Source organism: Mesorhizobium sp. 2RAF21, assembly GCF_052115345.1.
GTDB classification, from domain to species: domain Bacteria; phylum Pseudomonadota; class Alphaproteobacteria; order Rhizobiales; family Rhizobiaceae; genus Mesorhizobium; species Mesorhizobium terrae.
This window is the reverse complement of record NZ_JBFRGM010000002.1, coordinates 223,270-239,583: the sequence shown is the minus strand read 5'-3', so window position 1 is coordinate 239,583 and position 16,314 is coordinate 223,270. Positions and strand designations below refer to the sequence as shown.

Genomic DNA, 16,314 nt, shown 5'->3' with positions numbered 1-16,314 from the left:
GTGCGATATCTAGAATTCAATTCAGAAGCATGTGGGGCGATGAATACGCTAGAAACTCGAATTTTGGCGGCTGCCAGATGGTTTAAAGGCGGCGGCGACACCGCGATATTTATAGCACTTTCGCTATTTTTCTCGCTGTTCATTGGACAAGATCAGATCGTTAACCGGAGTGGTCTGACCTATTGGCTGCTCGTGACTCCCGCCATCGTATTTCCTCTTCTTCGTCTGCGGCAAACTCTCGATAGCCTAGTATTTGGCCTGGCCAGGCCCTTTGCGGTACTCGGTTTTTTGGGGTGTGCCTGGTCCATTATTGGCGGCGACTATTCGGTCATCCCTCCGCTTGTCATCATCGTATGGGTTTCAGGGTGGGTTCTCCGTTCGGAGGCAAAGGTCAACTTGAATCTACTGCTGGCAGTGTTTCTGACATTCTACACAGCCGGCGTTGTCCGATTTTACACCCAACCGCCGATCAACGAAGTTACCTGGCTCAACACTAAATTCGCAGGTGAGGCTCAAGCATTCAAGGCCCCGCCCAACAGCGCGCAGAATACAGCTGACGCGCCACCGGACACCATCCCCGCGCCGTCACCAGTCGCCGAGAATGAGCCCGCGCGCAAGCCGCCACCAGTATTCGAGCCAGACCAAGTCCGTGACGGGCTGAATCTGAATGGCTGGGGCATCCTGCCCGGTGAAACCGCGCCAACCTACGGCCCATGGCGCATTTCAGTTACCCCCAACATTGCTGCATCGGGGACGATCTCGCTGTTTGCAATGATGCTGGCATTGAGCCCACTGGCTTGGAGAGGCCTGAAGCTCGTTTCCATCGTGGTCAGTGGCTATTTTCTTTTCCTGTCCTTCGTACGCTCGGCGTTGATCGGCTTTTGCCTTTTTTGCCTCGCACAAGTTAACCTTCGCGCACTTCCGAGTCGGAGCAGATTCCGCATGATATTTGCCGCGCTGTTGGTCGGCGGCGCCGTCGTCATAACGGTATTGGCGCCTTACGCGCTTTACTTCCTTCAGGATATTGGCCCGATATCGCGCCTTCTATTGCGCGGGCAGACTCATCTCACGGTCGACGACATCTACAGGCAACTCTACCGTCCATGGATCTGGCAGCAACATATGCAACTGTTCCTGAAGAGTGTTTTCTGGATGGGGCAGGGTAGCAATCTGGCGAGAGACGCGGCGTCTTCCATACTCAATGTGGGGCAGGCACGATCAGACTCTGTTTCCCTGCCCACGCGCCTGCTTGCCACCTATGGTCTGCCGGCGCTGGCGTTTTTCTGGTTCATCGTCGAAAGGTGCTACAGCCACATCAAGGCGAATGACATCTGGGCCGTCTCGGCAACCTCGGCAATCGTCTGGCTTATGATGACATGGGGCAGCGTCTTCCATCCCACCAACGCCATATTTGCCCTCTCGATCCTGATTTTGGGACGAGGTAGTTCCGGTTTCGTCTCGGGAGTGCAGACAGGCATGGTGAAGAACCGGGTTGTTCAGCTAACCTCTATTGGTCGGGAAGGCCACACGATTTCGATCACGAGCCGCCAAAACCGCAATTCGTGATATCTGCGCTGAAGTAGGTTCATAGTGCGAATTCCATCCGATCGAAGCGGTCAAGACCAATGTCCTCGACACTAAAAATGCACTTGTTGCCGCCATCGTCGGCAATCTCGAAATCTGGCTCAATAAGTTGATTGCCGGCAAGCAGTCCCGCTGAAGCGACGAGTGCCGATAGTCGGAAATGCGGCAAAATCCAAGAAGCCGACTGGTTATGATGGCAGCGAAAGCATCGCTTGGCGCAGGCCGGAAGGGGCTTTGTGCTCCGGTGGCATGCGTCCGGCCGCTAACTGCTGACGACAAGACGCTACTGCCGAATTGAGGGCATCTTGGTTTCGCTAGGCTAGTTGGAGCCGACTTCACTATTTTGACGGCTTGATCCGGCTCGAGCTTTTCGCGTTTTGGCGGATTCATATCCTACGCTTGTGGAGTAGTTGTCGCATTGTGTTGCCTCGATCGCTTCGTCAAGTTGAACGATATGGCGCCAAGTATCCTCGACGGTCCGTTTCTGAGTTTGGCGCATCCAGTGGTTGATCTTGGCGAAGGCCTGCTCGATTGGATTGAGGTCTGACGAGTAGGGAGGCAGGTACCAAAGTCTGGCGCCAGCAACCTTGATCAACCGCCTGATGGCCGCTGTTTATGACCTCCAAGATCGTCCATGACAACGATGTCGCTGGGCTTCAGCTCGGTGATGAGCTGCTGCTCGCCATGAGCGCGAAAGCATTAGTCGTTGATTGGTCCGTCGAAGACGCAAGGTGCTGTGAGTTGATCCCAGCACTGCGCACCGAGGAAGGTCAGCGTGCGCCAGTGGCCATGTGCAGCAAAGGTGTGCTGCCACTTGCCCCTCGGGCCCCAATCGCGCAGACGAGCCACGTTGGCCTTGACCCAGTTCTCATCGACGAAGACCAGTCGCTGCGGATCTGGATCGACCTACTGGGATCGCCATCGTTGGCCCTGCGGGCAATATCGGCACGCGCCGGCTCAAGGGCGAACAGAGTATTTTGAAGCTCAGGTCTTCGCTGCGCAGGAACAGCCGCGGACGCGTTGTGCTAGGCCTTGACTCAGCGACCGGCCAACTCATCCTTCGGACTGTACAGCGTCAGATGCGGCGTCTCACGCATACGGGCCTTGATGAAAGCACGGTGCGGCTCCAGCGCTCTCTTACGATGTCCGCTCACCTTGCCCGGCGCAACCGACCCGGCCATCCGATGGCGCTGCAACAACTTTACTACCGTCGAAATCGCAATACCGAACTGTTTGGCGGCTGATCGACGACTCGCCACTCAAAACCGTCGCTACAATCCGTTCGCGAAGAGCATTGGAAAGAGATCGGGTGATCAGACGCTGGATCCCACTCCAGCCTGTGTCTCGAATCATAAAGCTGACAGAAATCCGGAATCTCCCTCGATCCTGTCAAATCGTGAACAGCTATAGCCAAAAAGGATGCAGAATTTGAGATACTATAAGCTATTGAAATCGCTAGATAGCTGGAGAAGGTGAACGTGAGAACTTTGAACTGGTGATCGTCCGATGAACGACTTCGCGTCTCGATCGTCGTGCCGCCGCTGTGGGAGGTGTCACTGCCAGGATCGACCTGTCGCCGTTTGCCTTAGCCAGCATTTAGTCGAACTGGTTCGGATCGCGACGCATGTTTGGTCATCCGAAGTAATGAAACCAGACACCGAGCTTTCACCAAACCGTAGATGGCCGGAATGACGATCAGCGTCAGGACGGTTGACGATATCATGCCGCCGATCATCGGCACGGCGATGCGCTGCATCACCTCGGAACCGGCCCCCGTGCTCCACAGGATGGGAACCAGCCCGACCATAATCGCGACGACCGTCATGATCTTGGGCCTCACGCGCTCCACCGCGCCCAGCATGATTGCCTGGTGAAGATCGGCGCGTGTGAACGGCCGCTTTTCTTCGACGCATTTCTGCTTCAGCTCGGTCACGGCCTGTTCCAGGTATGCTCAGCCTTGCTATAGGGCTGCCCCGCGATGTCGTCCGCGAGCATCGCGAAATAGTCCGCCACGATTGCATCGTTCTGCTCGTCGGACCAGTCACCAGACATGACGGCTCCGAAGTTGATCAACCAATCTGGAGAAGGCCCGGATCATGCCAGTAACTGTGCCGGCACACCGATTGCCGGCCCGGCGTCGGCCAGCCGCCAGTCGAGCGCATGTACCGTGGCGCCATGCTCCGACGCGATAGCGAGGCGCAGTGCATCGCCCGCACGAAGCCCGAGGGCATGCTGATCGGCGAACCTTGCGGCCGCCCGAAACTGCCCGCCGGTCACTGGCAGCACGGTGAAGCTTTCGGCGATCAGCTTGTTGAACATGGCAAGTGCGGCCGCGCGCTGCTCCAGGCCGGTCTGCCCGGTCCGTAGCTTGATCGCCATGGCGGACGACATTTCGGTGACGGTCCAATCGCTGATCAGAAGCTGCGCCGGATCCTGCTCCGCCAGCCAGGCCTGAACACGCGGCGTCATTGCTTCGTTGGAGAGCGCCGCGACGATCAGCGACGTATCGAGATAGAGCATCAGTAGCGATCGCCGTCCCGCATCGACCGCACGAGATCAGCGGCGCTCTGGGACTGGGGCGGCGTCGCTGCCGTCAGCGATTGGAGCAGCGCGGCATCGATCGGCTTGCGCGGCCTGGCCACGGCGGTAAGCCGTGCGACCGTCTTGCCGCGACGGGTGATGTCGATCGAATCGCCCGCCTCGACCCGGTCGACCAACTCGCTCAGACGGGCTTTGGCGTCCGCCAGATTGATCGCATCCATGTCATGTTCCTGACCAGTGAGAGATCGGCGGCCATCGTTGTTGAGGAGCCATCGCGCTGTTCGGCGCGCTCATTTGAGAGCCGCGAACATGGCCGCTAGGCGCTTCGTGCCGAGATCGGCCTCGGCATGCGTCAAGCCCGAGAAGCCAAACAGGAGGCCGTGACGAGGCATGGGCGCCACATGCATTGGCGAAATTGGCAGAACCGCGACGCCGTGCCGATGCGCCGCTTGCGCCAACGCGACGTCGTTGTGTTGCGCGCCGGGCCGAGCCAGAAGATGGACGCCCTGGTGTGGGGAGTTCACCTCAAGATGATCGGACAAACGCGCGCGCAACAATGACACCAGTACGTCGCGCGACGCGCGATAGGCCTCGCGCAGCCGTCGCAGATGGCTGGAGAAATGCCCCTCGGCCAGAAAGTCGGCGACCACCAATTGCTGGAACGGCGCGGGGAAACGATCGAGCAGTGTCCGCATCACCCGAAACGCCGGCACCAGATCCTCCGGCACCACCAGATAGCCGAGGCGCAGGCCCGGCAGGAGGGCCTTGCTGAAGGTGCCGACATAGATGACGCAATGATGCTCATCAACGTCCTGCAAAGCCGCCAGCGGCCGGCCGTCATAGCGGAATTCGCTGTCGTAATCGTCTTCGATGACCCAGGCTCCCGTGGCGGCAGCCCAGTCGAGGAGCGCCAGGCGCCGCGCCATCGAGAGAACCGCTCCGGTGGGGTATTGATGCGAGGGCGTCACATAGACAGCCCGCGGCTTGGCGGCGAGTGCTCCGAGCGCGTTGACATTCAGGCCATCGTCGTCGACCGGCACGGGCGCCAGTATTGCGCCATGGACCGTCAAGGCAAGTCGGGCCGGTGGATAGCAGGGCTCTTCGACGGCGACGAAATCGCCGGGATCGATCAGCGTGCGGATCGCCAGATCGATCGCCTGCTGCGCGCCCGCCGTGATGAAGATGCGGCCGGGCATACAGCGCACGCCGCGCGCCGCCAGGAGATAGGCGGCCACTGCTTCGCGCAGCACCTCCTCCCCCTGGGGATCTCGGTAGTGGTTCGACATGGCACCGAGATGGCGATGGGCGATGCGGGTCAGAACGGCGCGTGTTCTTGCGTCCGGCGGTGTCCGACCCATGACGAAGGGTATCTGCAAGGGGGGCTCGGACACCTGGGGCGAGGGCGCGCTGACGGCGCGCGCGGCGCGCGAGAGCAGGCGGCCGGGTTCAGGCCGCTCCCATCCCGTCCCACCAGGGCGCCCGGCGCGCTCCGGCACATCCTTCGAGACATAGGTGCCGGAGCCGGTGCGGCCGATCGCATAGCCTTCGCTCAACAGCGTTTCGTAGGCCTCGGTAACGAGGCCACGAGACACGCCCCACAGGCGTGACGCCGCGCGGGTGGATGGAAGTCGCGCCCCCGGCGGCATACGGCCACCGACGATCCCTTGGCGCAACGCAAGATAAAGCTGCCGGGCAAGCGGTACGGGCGATGCCCTGTCGACCTCGATGTCGACCAGATGCGCCGTGCCTTCGCGCCTTCGAGAAATCTCGACTGTCACCTTAGCCTCCGCAAGAGTGGTCCCCGGAAGCAAATCCAAGTGGACCTGTGATTTTGATCCTGTCGGCCAAATATTTGGGCCAATTATACCGAGAGTCAAAACATCATGCGCGCATCACATGCCTATTGCCTGTTTGTCGGAAGCTTTCTGACAGCAGCCGGTTACGGCGCCACCTTCCTTCTGACCGAGCATTTCCGCGCCCTCGGCGGCAGCGAGATCGAGACCGGCATCACGCTTGGCGGTGCCATGCTTGGCACGGTAATTGGCGTGCCACTGGTCGGTTGGTTCGCCGGCCGCTTCGGCGCGGCGCGGATGGCCGCGCTCGGGGCGCTGTCGGTGTGTGCCGGCTATCTTGCTCTCGCCTCGCTGCACACGCTTTCTCCCGTGATTGGCGGGGCCGGCTTCCTCATCGGGCTCGGATGGGGAATCTTCTATCTCGCCGCGCCGATGTCGTTGTCGGAACGTGTGACCGATCGCGAGCGCGGTTTCTGGTTTACGCGCTTCGGCGCGTTCCTGATGGCCGGCATCGGCGCCAGCCCAGTTGCAGCAGGCGCGCTCACGGGAAGCCTAGGCCTTTCCACGGCGATGGCCTTCTGCGTCGTCGCGGCGGCCTGCGTTCTGGCAGCGCTGCTCTTGTGGATGTTCGAAAACCTGTCGCCGAGGCCGGCTGCCACGACCCCGCGACCGTCCAGCGACGGCTGGGTGCGCAAGCTGCCGGACATCGCCCGTACGAAAGCCATTTACCCCATTCTGATGGTGGGTCTCGGCGCCTGCGTGTTCAGCGGCGTCTTGACGTTCCAGACATCTCTGGTTCGCGGCACGGGCCTGCAGGCGAGCACCTTCTTCGCCGCTTATGCCATTACAGTGGTGGTGTCCCGTTTCGTGCTTGCTCCGCTTGTCAGCCGGGCCAACGGCGATCGCGCCACCATTGTGCTCCTGTCGGTGATGATCCTTGGCGTGGTGGTCGCCTTCGCTCTTCGCTATGGCGTGCTGATCCAGATCGCGAGCGCCATATTGCTTGGCCTCGGCTACGGCCTGGTCTATGCGGTCATCCAGACACAGGCCGTCAATGACGGTCCCGCAGAACAGCGCAACGCCGCACTGACCTGGTTTGCGATCGCCTATTTTCTGGGTGTCTTCGGGTTTCCGCTTCTTGGCGGCTGGCTGATCGTCACTGTCGGTACCGCCGGTTTTCTCGGCGCCGTGCTGGCCTTCGCGATCGCCGAGATGGGCCTGGCATTGCTGCGCCTGCGTGTGCCACGGCCGCTGGAAGCATCATTCAACGAACCGCGCCAAACGGCGGATTCGCGGTGAACCAATCAGGGGCTAAAGGCCGAGCAGAAGGTGCGCCGCCTTGCAACCGTCCAACGACGACGAAGCTCGAGCGATTGCGCACAGGCCTGCGCCAAAGGTTTCATGTCATCGACGCCTTGTTGCGACGGGGCGCAAGTCACCTGGTCCGATGCCCGTTGGATGTGAGTGGCAGATGGTCGGATCGTTGGGAACGTGACATGGCCGATCGTCTGCTTGGCACTGACCAAGGCTGGCTCCGTCCACGGGAATAGCCGCGATTCAAGCCGTTCAGGTCTCTGCCAGGACAAAGCCACTGGGAGGCGATGGTGCCGGCGGCGGACGATGACAAGGCCGCGACGCGCGGTTCTTCCGGTACGCGGCTGCCATCGTTTCCGCAGCCTGCTGGAACCGCTCGCCAAGCAAGAGCAAGTGCTCTATGCTCCCGCATCGTGCCGGTATCGAGATCGGGTTGTCCTGGTGGGGGCGTTCCATGTTCGAAGTCGTTGCGTTCTGGCGAAAAGCGCCAGCGAAGGCCGCAGCATTTAGCTTGATCGTTGCCGCGCTGCCGGGCTTGCTGATCTGCGGATTGCAAACGGCGAGCGCCGCGCCGAACTGGACGCTTGATCCATCCGCTTCGGTGCTCACCTATCAGTCGGTCAAGAAGAATACGATCGTCGAGACCAACAAGATCAGGAACATCACCGGCACGCTGAGTTCCGCCGGCGACGCCAAGATCAGCTTCGACCTTAATTCCGTCGATACGGGCGTCGATCTTCGCAACGTCCGCATGCGCTTCCTGTTCTTCGAGACGTTCAATTACCCGACGGCGGAGGTGACAGCGAAGGTGAACCCCGCCGCATTCGCCGATCTCGCAACCAAGCGCAGGGTGAAGACCACCTTGCCGTTCCGCCTGAACCTGCATGGCCTTGGCAAGGATTTGGAGGCGAGCGTTGTCGTCACCATGATCGGCGATACCCAGGTCTCCGTCGCCTCCGAGGCGCCGGTCGCGGTCCATGTCGAGGATTTTGGCCTGCTGCCGAACATCGACAAGCTGCAACAGGCGGCCAACGTGACGAACATCGTGCCCACCGCGTCGGTATCCTTTGATTTCGTCTTTGCCGCCGAAGGCAGCAAGCCGGTCGCGGTTCAGACTGTCGCGGCAGGCGCGGTTGGTCCCGTTGCTACCGATGCCGCGAAGGCCAACTTCAGCGACGAGGAATGTCTCAACAGGTTTGCTGTGCTGTCGCGCACCGGCGCCATCTATTTTCGCTCCGCGAGCGCCAGGCTTGATGCCAAGAGCCGTCCCCTGCTGACGGAGGTCGTAGGCGTCGTCGGCAAGTGTCCGAGCCTCAAGGTCGAGGTGTCCGGGTACACTGATTCCGACGGATCGCCAGAAGCAAACAAGCTGCTGTCGGAGCGGCGGGCTCAGGCAGTCGCAGACGCGTTGGTTGTCGACGGCGTGCCACGTAACCAGATCAGCGCTGCCGGCTATGGAGAGGAGCGGCCTGTTGCCGCCAATGATACGCCCAAGAACAAGGCGCTCAACCGGCGGATCGAATTCTCCACCAGCAAGCTCGGCAACTGAGGTCGTCGTGGGTTCCGCTGGGATCGCCTTTTGCGGTGGCATGCTTCGTGTCGCCGGACTTGTGGCGCTTGCCCTGCTTTTGACCGTTGCGGCTGCCAGTGCCGAACGTCGCGTCGCGCTGGTGCTCGGCAATTCGCAGTATCGACACGCTGCGGCGCTCCCCAACCCGGTGCGCGATGCCCAAGCCATGGCCGAGCGACTGCGGGGCCTCGGCTTCGAAGTGGTTTCCGGCTTCGACCTCACAAAGCAGCAGACGCAGGCCACAGTCGCCCAGTTTGCCAAGCAGGTTCGCGGCGCTGATGTCGCGCTTTTCTTCTACGCCGGCCATGGTCTGCAGGTATCGGGCAAGAACTACCTGCTTCCGGTTGATGCCGCGCTCGACGACGAGACCTCGCTCGATTTCGAGGCTGTGTCGATCGATTTCGTTCTGCGCCAGATGTCGCGCGAAACCAGCATAAGGCTGGTGTTTCTGGACGCCTGTCGAGACAATCCGCTTGCTGAAGTTCTGGCAAAGACCGCTGGCGTCAAGGGTGTAAGCAGCGGTCTTGCCGAGATACCGATCGAAAACGGCGGCGCCGGCACGCTGGTTGCCTTCGCCGCCAGTCCGAACCAACTGGCCTATGATGGATCGGGCGAACACTCGCCCTTCACCAAAGCACTGCTGCAACATATCGGCGAAACCAACATCTCCATCACCGAAGCCGTGAACAGGGTGACCAGCGACGTCTTCAAGGCGACCAACGGCAAGCAGCGGCCCTGGACCAACGTCTCGCTGACCACCGAAGTCATGCTACACAAGGTCGACCTCAACGCGCCGCTGATTGTCGGGGAGGCGCGCCCGCCGCAAGACGAAGCCGGCTCCGGGACGCGCAATACCGGCACGTCGACCGGCCAGACCGACGACCAGCTTGCGCTTGATGTGCTGCGTCAGAAAATCCCGAAACTGGCAACGGAAGGGCCGATCTTCTTCGATCGGCCGATCAAATTCGGTGATCCGGCAATCGACGGCAAGAGCATTGCCCAATTGATCAAGAGTCAGCCGCTCTTCAGCCCGGTCGAAGGCCTCGATAAGTCCATGTGGCAGGGAAAACACTGCGACGGCTGCCATGAGTGGAACGAAGCCCGTCTTTGCGAGCAGGCAAAGAATTTCGCCGCCAACGACGTCTCCGTCATGCGCCTGCAGCATCCGCTAGGCACGCGTTTCAAGGTGGCGCTGGCCAGATGGGCACAAGGCGGCTGCCAATGATATCGGATTTGGGCCGACGGGACTCGGCCTGAAATTGGAAAGCCTGCTGCATCGGCCAGAAAATCGGAATCGATTTTCGGTAGACACGATGCAGCAGATACAAAGTGTTAGAGCGTCCTTTGCGCGTCCAATTGGACACGCGGCGCTCTAATAGGCGGCGGCCGATAGCCGCTGCGCTTCCATTTCCACGATCTGGATGCCCATTTCGACGAAGGCCGAGAGCACGGCAAAGCGGTCCGCCAGCGAGACGCTCGCCAGCCCCGTCAGGATTCCCGCGTTGACGGCATGGGCGGCAGGAAATCCTGTCGACGCCATGTTGAAGGTGGGGTCGCGCCATGCCGCCGCAAGCACAATCCAGGCAGCCGGGGTTGCTGGCGAAACATCCGTCACGTCGCTTAAGGCCGCTCGGTGATGAGGATTGTCCGGCTCGCGGACCCAATCGTGAACAATGGCCAGCAACCGCAGATCCCGCTCGGCAAGGAGTTCGGCGAGATGGCTCAGGCATTCATGGCCCCACCAGACCGCGGCCTGGTCGGGAAGGAGATAGGCACAGAACGTGACTGCCTCTTCCGGCACGCGCCCAGCGAGCAAGGTACGGCAAAACTCGAGCGGGGGTCGATCGGCGGCAGGCGATTTCATGTCCCTGGCGATGGCGGGACAGGCGAGGAAAAGATCTCTTGCCGATCTGTATCCGAGTTCATTGGCCATGGCCGTCACACCCCGAGCAGGAGCAGCATAGCACTCAAGCCTGCGGCTGAGCGCAGGTCAAGCCTCAGCTTTAGCAGGCGGCGGTGGGTGGCAGCGTGGCTTTGTTCACAGACAGTTGCTGTGCGATTTGATATAGTCTGCACCAGCGAAATCCGCTCAAACAGGAGTGATGATTATGCGGTGGGGCAGCTTAGCCTCGGTATTGGCGGCCATTCTTTTTTCAACGCACGTTTCCGCCGATCCGCTTCAGAAATCGGAAGACATCGTGAAGTTCTTCACCGGTCCGGGCAGCCTTGGTGCGTCGCGCGGAATCTGCGTCGGGACCGAGGAAGAGTGTAAGAGCAAGGCCGATAAGGCTGGGGCGCCAACGCAAAAGACCGGCCTCGATATGATGATCAATTTCGCCCTGGATTCGGCTCAACTCGACCAGACTGCCCGTAGCGAGCTCGACGAATTCGCCAAGGCGCTGGAGGACAACCGGCTGAGCAGATTCAGTTTTGTCGTCGAAGGTCATACCGATGCGACAGGCTCTGATCTCTACAATCAGGACCTTTCGCAGCGAAGGGCGCAATCGGTGGCGGCGTTCCTGACCGCGAACGGCGTTCAGCCCGCCCGGCTCGAAGCGGTGGGCCTGGGCAAGTCACACCCGCGCGTTGCCAATCCCTACGATCCGATCAACCGCCGGGTGGAAATGCGGATCAAGACCGAGTGAGGCGACCGCGCTCCGCTGACCCCATCCATAGTGACAACAATCCAATGGACCCTGCGTAACTGGCACGGGTCCTCTTCAATCGTCTCTGATCAGTTCTTGAGCGCGCCACCCACGGCAATACCGGTACCGAAGATCAGCGCCTTGGTCAGGAAATCGCCGTCGTCTCTCCGGGGCGGCGGCTCGTCGCGGACGTCGGTCCCGCTGTTGTGCCTCCGCTGGACAACTTGCTGCTTCTTGCGCGGCTTTTGTTCCGCCACCTGCTTGAGCGTGCGGGTTTTCTGTACGACCTGTTTCTTGGCCGGCGCCTTGCCGACCTTATTGACGGCCTTCTTGGCGCGTATCGTATCCATTATCGGGTCGGTCTGGATCGCCAGGAACGCCAGTTGCTCGCGTGTCAGATAACTGGTCTGCGGCAGCCCGTTTTTACCCTGCCAGACACCGATTGCCTGGCGTGTCCTCGGACCAAGATTGCCGTCGGCCTGGCCAAGCTCATTGCCCAACGCTTCCATGCGCAATTGCAGATCGATGCGTCCGTTGCGGTCGAGCCCGATGGCGTTTTCAGTCAGCTCGGTGCCCGGCGTCCGCTTCATCTCATCGGTGATACCGACTGTGGTGCGCACGGCCGAGCCCGAATTGGCTTTTGCTTCGTTCGCATTGAGCGACGCGACCTGCTTGCTGTCGGCCTTCAGGTCGTTCAATTGATCGATGTTGAGCTTTGCCACCGTGGCGAAACGGCCGGTCGGGAACTGTTCGAGATAGGCCTCATAGAAGGGAACAGCATTCTTCTTTGATGCTTCATCCCAGAGGCGCTGCTCGACCTCCCAGGATGGTGGCGTGCCGACCGCCGGCGCGGGTGCGTCCGTCGTCTTGGCTGCGTCGGCTACTGGGGCCGCGACTGGCGCGGCTGCCTGCGCCACAGGCTTGCCCAGGAAAACCTCGCGCCCCAGCGAAGCATTATGCCATGGCCGCTGCCGGCCTTGCGTGGCCTCCGTTACCTCGCCGCGGACGCGTGTCAGCGCGCTCTGGATTTCGACGCCGGGTTCGGTCAGGTGCTTGGCGAGCGCCAGCGAATAGGGACTGTCCACACCGTTGCCGTCGAAAGCGATGGCGCCGGGGTCCGTCGCATAGGCGATCAGCACGCCGCCGGTGCCGATGCCGTCGGCTTTTGCATCCACCGGAGCAAGGCCGGCGCCCAACGAGCGGCTCTTCGGCAAGGACGCAGCCAGCGTGCGTGCCAGCGGATTGTCGCGGCATGCATCGAGGATGATGATGCCGACAGCGGGATCGGCCGGCAGTGCCGCCATGAACTCATCGATCTGCACGGTGCGGGTCTTGAGATAGGCGGGAGATGACAGTTCGGCATCCACCGGGATGAGATAATTCTTGCCGTCGACCTGCATGCCGTGCCCGGCGTAAAAAATGACGGCAAGGTCCGCGTTGTAGGACTCTTCGGTGAACTTACCGATCAGGGCGTGCATGCCGGCATTGTCCTGGTCAATGCCTTCGACAACCTCGAAGCCGGCATTGCGCAGCGTGGACGCAATAAGGCGGGCATCGTTCGCTGGATTGGGCAAGGCGACGGCATTAACATATTTGCTGTTGCCGATGACCAGCGCGACGCGCTTGCTGCCGGGCGTGGCAGCCTGGACGCAGAACGCGGCCAGGATCACGAGAATGAATCCAGTCAAGAGGACGGTGAACGCTTTCATGGATCAGCCCTCCACCCCGTTGGGGCGCGTTATCGATGTCCACGCATTCGCAATTTCGTCAGCGACAAAGTCGCTTCTGCCAGAAAGGGCTCTGGGCGTATGTGACCCCTGTCACATTTTAGGTTCACAGGGCGCCAAAAAGCCTCTGCAAATGTGCTCTAATATACCACCCGTCCGCCTGAAAACCAATCAACCTGGCGACTGTTCCGATGTTGTCGGCGGCTTTGACTAGCCTGGCTTAAGCGGGTTTTGGATCGAGTCGAGCAGCGCCGTTATTGCCTGCTTGTATTTTTCGAACTCCGGCGATGTCTGCCGAATTTGCGTTGTCGCCGTCGGCTGGGTCTGATCGGCGGCTACACGCGTCACTTTCTGCCCCATCTTTCGCTCGGCCCAGTCGATCACGTAGCCGGCGGTCTTGCCTGTGAGAAACGGGTTGGCCTGAATAACGGCTGATCCCAGCACTGCGCTCAGCTGTGACGAGCCCTGTGCGGCCAGCACCTGATGCGCGCCTTCCATGCCGAGAAAATGGCACAGATAAAGGCGCCCAGCTGTGATCTGGTGGCCGCGTCCGCGCAGATACGCTTCGCCTTCGCGCGCCAGGTTGCGCACCATCTCACGCGAGAGCGTGGCGTCATAACGAAGCGCGAGCAGGTCGGCGGTCGATAGCGTTCTGGCAAGATCGGGGCGATAGGCGTTCATCATCCGGATCCAGGTCTTAGTGATGAACTGGCCGGCGCCGGTTGCAGACGAGTTTGGATTCTTGGCGCGAGCGCTGCCTCCGCTTTCGACATGAACGATCCGCTCGGTCAGGGTCTCGACAGCCGTATCGGATGAGCCACCGGAATTGCCGGTGGCAACCGTGGTGACTGTCCCCAAGGAATCGATGGCCTCGCCGTTCTGATAGAGCTCGAAATGGAGATGCGGGCCGGTCGAAAGCCCTGTGGTCCCGACATACCCGATGACGTCGCCAGCCTTCACCTTGGTGCCGCTGCCGCTTGCGATGGCGAATTTCTGCATGTGGGCATAGCGGGTCTCGCGCCCGTTGGCATGCGCTATCTTCACCAGGTTGCCGTAGCTGCCGCCATCGCCCTGGAAGGTGATCTCGCCGTCGAAGGCGGCCACGATCGGTGTGCCGATCGGAGCGGCCCAGTCGACACCTTTGTGGATTCGAACCGTGCCGAGGATCGGATGCTTGCGCGGACCGAAGGTCGAGGTCATCACCCCACTGACTGGCGTGACCATGCCGTTCGTCACGGTCAGCGAACGAACCTCATCGTTGCCCGTGACGCATGCATACTGGCCGTCACTCTGCTGGAAGACGAAACAGTCGAGGCTCTTCTCGGTACCCGATACGCCAACATAGAGAACCCTTCCGGAGGTCTCGTCCTGGCCGCGCGGCGCCTGCGAGTAGATCAGCACCAGACGCTGGTCTTCGCTTGCGAAGGCATCCAGGTCCTGTCCCCGCGACAGATACATGATCGCCTCGCCGATAACGCTTGTCGGGACCTTGTTGCGTGCTGCCGTCGAATAGATCGCGTCGAGCAGACGATACTGTCGTTTGGGCCCACCCTGATCGGAGGCTCCGGAATAGTTGAAGAGATCCTCGCTGACCCACGGATCGACGCCCGAAACGAAGGCTCCCGCCGTATTGCGCGTCAAAGTGCCGACATAGATATTCTTGGCGTAGACCGAAATCTGCATGAGCGACATGGTCGTCGTCTCGCGGGCCGGACGGAACCCGCGCATCGCGACGACAAACCCTGCCTCTAATCCGTCGCGGTTGAACAACGTCTTCAACGCCTCGCCTGATGCCTTTGCGTCATCGGCGGAGAAATGAGCATCGAGCACCACGCTATCCAGGCTACGATCATTGAAGATCTTTACGAAAGTGTCTTTGGTCGCCTCGAAGCGTTGATATTCGTTCGTGACTGTCGTGACGGTGGTGGTGTTTTCGATCGCGGTTTTCTTGAACGCGGGCAGGGCTGCCTCGCCTTGGTCGATCGTTTCGCCCCAGCCGGCTTCAGGATCGTCTGCGTCGGCCTTGGGAACCGAACTGGAAGCCGCGTCGCCATTGTCAGGCGCAGGCTGGAGATCGTTTTCCAGATCGCCCTGTTGATCGGCGGGCGGCGCGACCACAGCCGACGAAGCCGGTTGCTGGGCGTTCGGCGCCGTTGCCGAAGGCTTTGGAGCGGTCTGCCGCTGTGCCTGGAAGAATGCGAAATCCTCCTGCGTCGACGGGATCGTCGTCATGAATTTTTCGCTGGCGCTCAGCATCACGTCGGAGAGGATCTCGATCTGTGGCGACGCGCCGGAACTGTCGAGCTCGGCCGGGCGCGCGATTGCGCGGCCTTTCGTTTCGGTGTCGGCGTCGGGCGCAAGCGTGATCCACATCGGGTCCCCGGCGAGACCGATGATCGCAGGCACGTAGACCGACGCATCGGGTGGTACGTCTTCCATGCCCTCGACAGGATGCAGTTCCTCGTCCTCGTCACCGAACGACCAGTAGTCCCTGGTAAGATAGAAGCCGGTGGCGACCGCAACGATGGCGAGCGTTGCGAGGCCGGCAAAGGCTCTGCGCCAAAGTTTGCGCCGGCGCTCAGTCAGTCGCGCCTGCTTCTTGCGTTTGAAGCTCGTGTCGATGCTGTGCGTCACGGGCTATTTCCGGTCAGGAAATAGGTCCAGCGCACCTGCTCTAGCGTGTCGACCTCGACGAAACGCGCCGCGATGTGGCCGTGCTGCCAACACTTTTCAATACCGCGTATCAAGAAGCGGCGTCGGTCGATGCACATTTCGACCGATCCGTTGAGGATCGCGTGGCCGAAGACATCCGTTGCGTAGAGATAGATGTAGCGGTTGGCCAACTCCTCACGGATGACGTTCACGCACTGGTTGGCGCCGATGGTCCACCAGCCGTCAGTCTGGTCGGCATTGTCGACCTTCTGTCCGACGGCGAGATTAACGACGTCGAGCGTCTGGTTGCACACCGTGAATTCTGCATGGGCCTGGTCAATCGACAGGATCGAGAGCAGCGTTGCGCCGACCACAGCGGCGGCCGTCATGCGGCCGGAGAACTCAGGCCATATTCGAAACCAGCCATACCGCCTGGGCGATGACGGCTGGAACAAACGCGAGTAGCGGAGGTCCATCGGCATCCATAT

The 16,314-nt window shown here is 60.9% G+C and carries 13 protein-coding genes and 2 pseudogenes; 5 read left to right on the top strand and 10 right to left on the bottom strand.

Going from position 1 to position 16,314, the window contains the following annotated elements:
- Positions 1-39 precede the first annotated feature (39 nt).
- Complete coding sequence (locus AB4136_RS03990; protein ID WP_024925037.1) at positions 40-1,566, top strand: hypothetical protein; 1,527 nt, start codon at positions 40-42, stop codon at positions 1,564-1,566.
- 337 nt (positions 1,567-1,903) lie between these two features.
- Here the strand turns inward: AB4136_RS03990 and AB4136_RS03985 are convergent.
- From AB4136_RS03985 to pdxR, 6 genes and pseudogenes are all read right to left on the bottom strand, one after another.
- A pseudogene (locus tag AB4136_RS03985) lies at positions 1,904-2,898 on the bottom strand (IS630 family transposase).
- A 271-nt stretch (positions 2,899-3,169) separates the two neighbouring features.
- Positions 3,170-3,532 (bottom strand): annotated as a pseudogene (locus AB4136_RS03980) (efflux RND transporter permease subunit); the annotation flags it as partial.
- Positions 3,514-3,636: a hypothetical protein gene (locus AB4136_RS03975; RefSeq protein WP_262368500.1), complete on the bottom strand. Its 123-nt coding sequence runs from the start codon at positions 3,634-3,636 to the stop codon at positions 3,514-3,516. The gene AB4136_RS03975 and the pseudogene AB4136_RS03980, both read right to left, overlap by 19 nt.
- 42 nt (positions 3,637-3,678) lie before the next feature.
- Entirely contained in the window at positions 3,679-4,104 is a 426-nt protein-coding gene (locus AB4136_RS03970; protein ID WP_024925034.1) for a type II toxin-antitoxin system VapC family toxin, read from the bottom strand.
- On the bottom strand, positions 4,104-4,346 hold the full coding sequence (locus AB4136_RS03965) for a type II toxin-antitoxin system Phd/YefM family antitoxin (RefSeq protein WP_024925033.1): 243 nt from the start codon (positions 4,344-4,346) through the stop codon (positions 4,104-4,106). The genes AB4136_RS03970 and AB4136_RS03965 overlap by 1 nt, the downstream gene beginning before the upstream one ends.
- Positions 4,347-4,415: 69 nt before the next feature.
- On the bottom strand, positions 4,416-5,903 hold the full coding sequence (gene pdxR, locus AB4136_RS03960) for a MocR-like pyridoxine biosynthesis transcription factor PdxR (RefSeq protein WP_171020977.1): 1,488 nt from the start codon (positions 5,901-5,903) through the stop codon (positions 4,416-4,418).
- A 105-nt stretch (positions 5,904-6,008) separates the two neighbouring features.
- Between pdxR and AB4136_RS03955 the strand changes: the two genes are divergently transcribed.
- From AB4136_RS03955 to AB4136_RS03945, 3 genes are all read left to right on the top strand, one after another.
- The gene (locus AB4136_RS03955) at positions 6,009-7,217 is read left to right on the top strand and encodes an MFS transporter (RefSeq protein WP_024925031.1); all 1,209 of its coding nucleotides are present in this window, start codon (positions 6,009-6,011) and stop codon (positions 7,215-7,217) included.
- 469 nt (positions 7,218-7,686) lie between these two features.
- Positions 7,687-8,781 carry an OmpA family protein gene (locus AB4136_RS03950; protein WP_024925030.1) on the top strand — a complete coding sequence of 365 codons (1,095 nt, stop codon included), beginning with the start codon at positions 7,687-7,689 and terminating at the stop codon, positions 8,779-8,781.
- 7 nt (positions 8,782-8,788) lie between these two features.
- Positions 8,789-10,027: a caspase family protein gene (locus tag AB4136_RS03945; protein ID WP_024925029.1), complete on the top strand. Its 1,239-nt coding sequence runs from the start codon at positions 8,789-8,791 to the stop codon at positions 10,025-10,027.
- Positions 10,028-10,174: 147 nt separating this feature from the next.
- Here AB4136_RS03945 and AB4136_RS03940 read toward each other — a convergent pair whose 3' ends face one another.
- Complete coding sequence (locus tag AB4136_RS03940; protein WP_210271003.1) at positions 10,175-10,735, bottom strand: DUF6931 family protein; 561 nt, start codon at positions 10,733-10,735, stop codon at positions 10,175-10,177.
- A 175-nt stretch (positions 10,736-10,910) separates the two neighbouring features.
- Between AB4136_RS03940 and AB4136_RS03935 the strand changes: the two genes are divergently transcribed.
- Complete coding sequence (locus tag AB4136_RS03935; protein WP_024925027.1) at positions 10,911-11,447, top strand: OmpA family protein; 537 nt, start codon at positions 10,911-10,913, stop codon at positions 11,445-11,447.
- Between the two features lie 89 nt (positions 11,448-11,536).
- On the opposite strand, the gene AB4136_RS03930 is transcribed toward AB4136_RS03935, so the two are convergent.
- From AB4136_RS03930 to AB4136_RS03920, 3 genes are all read right to left on the bottom strand, one after another.
- Complete coding sequence (locus tag AB4136_RS03930) at positions 11,537-13,156, bottom strand: caspase family protein (RefSeq protein WP_024925026.1); 1,620 nt, start codon at positions 13,154-13,156, stop codon at positions 11,537-11,539.
- Positions 13,157-13,384: 228 nt separating this feature from the next.
- Positions 13,385-15,808: a M23 family metallopeptidase gene (locus AB4136_RS03925; protein WP_137901091.1), complete on the bottom strand. Its 2,424-nt coding sequence runs from the start codon at positions 15,806-15,808 to the stop codon at positions 13,385-13,387.
- On the bottom strand, positions 15,805-16,302 hold the full coding sequence (locus tag AB4136_RS03920) for a DUF1036 domain-containing protein (RefSeq protein ID WP_024925024.1): 498 nt from the start codon (positions 16,300-16,302) through the stop codon (positions 15,805-15,807). The genes AB4136_RS03925 and AB4136_RS03920 overlap by 4 nt, the downstream gene beginning before the upstream one ends.
- Between the last annotated feature and the right edge of the window lie 12 nt (positions 16,303-16,314).

Coding starts and splice junctions, on each gene's coding strand:
- AB4136_RS03990 (WP_024925037.1), top strand. CDS start 40: ATGAATACGCTAGAAACTCGAATTTTGGCGGCTGCCAGATGGTTTAAA.
- AB4136_RS03975 (WP_262368500.1), bottom strand. CDS start 3,636: ATGTCTGGTGACTGGTCCGACGAGCAGAACGATGCAATCGTGGCGGAC.
- AB4136_RS03970 (WP_024925034.1), bottom strand. CDS start 4,104: ATGCTCTATCTCGATACGTCGCTGATCGTCGCGGCGCTCTCCAACGAA.
- AB4136_RS03965 (WP_024925033.1), bottom strand. CDS start 4,346: ATGGATGCGATCAATCTGGCGGACGCCAAAGCCCGTCTGAGCGAGTTG.
- AB4136_RS03955 (WP_024925031.1), top strand. CDS start 6,009: ATGCGCGCATCACATGCCTATTGCCTGTTTGTCGGAAGCTTTCTGACA.
- AB4136_RS03950 (WP_024925030.1), top strand. CDS start 7,687: ATGTTCGAAGTCGTTGCGTTCTGGCGAAAAGCGCCAGCGAAGGCCGCA.
- AB4136_RS03940 (WP_210271003.1), bottom strand. CDS start 10,735: ATGGCCAATGAACTCGGATACAGATCGGCAAGAGATCTTTTCCTCGCC.
- AB4136_RS03935 (WP_024925027.1), top strand. CDS start 10,911: ATGCGGTGGGGCAGCTTAGCCTCGGTATTGGCGGCCATTCTTTTTTCA.
- AB4136_RS03930 (WP_024925026.1), bottom strand. CDS start 13,156: ATGAAAGCGTTCACCGTCCTCTTGACTGGATTCATTCTCGTGATCCTG.
- AB4136_RS03920 (WP_024925024.1), bottom strand. CDS start 16,302: ATGGACCTCCGCTACTCGCGTTTGTTCCAGCCGTCATCGCCCAGGCGG.